Source organism: Weissella confusa, assembly GCF_004766315.1.
Classification (GTDB): Bacteria; Bacillota; Bacilli; order Lactobacillales; family Lactobacillaceae; genus Weissella; species Weissella confusa_A.
The window spans coordinates 1-543 of the sequence record NZ_PVSN01000025.1 but is presented as its reverse complement, the minus strand read 5'-3'; the positions used below and the strand labels follow the sequence as shown (position 1 = coordinate 543).

The window sequence follows — 543 nt, the reverse complement described above, 5'->3', positions numbered from 1 at the left end:
CAATAATCTTCATTAACCGCATCAAGTTTGATGCAATTACTGAGATCCACATGCGCGCTTCGTTAGCGAAAACTGAACTGCTATAATATATACCGCCTAAACTGACAAATCTCACCCAAATATCGGGCATAAAACGCCTTGTTTTGGCTACATATGTGCGATATATGCCCGCACATTATTGGCCAGTGACCAAAGAGTGACCACAAAAAAAGCCCGTCTGGATCAAGTACCTTTGTACCTATTCCAGACGGGCTTTATCTATTTGTGACCGACAATATTGTCGGTCACAAACTGGTCGAATTCGACTAGTTTAAAAACTAATTAGCAAATGCAGCCTTTAGCCAAACTGATTCACCGTTCATTTCGACCTCGATTGATGATCCAACACGTTGCAATACCTTGTATCGTCCATTCAAAGTGAAGTATTCGGGAACTCCGTTGTTACCCAGTCCATTTTGGTCAGTCAATGGGTTACCATGAAGGTCGGTCAACGTTACTGATACAGCCGGCATATCGTTGTGATAATCTGCTACTGGAATAGCC

Annotated in this window: 1 pseudogene; it reads right to left on the bottom strand. The window is 42.5% G+C overall.

The annotated features are described in order from the left end of the window. Positions 1–317: 317 nt before the first annotated feature. Positions 318–543, bottom strand: a pseudogene (locus tag C6P11_RS04050) (GH25 family lysozyme); the annotation flags it as partial.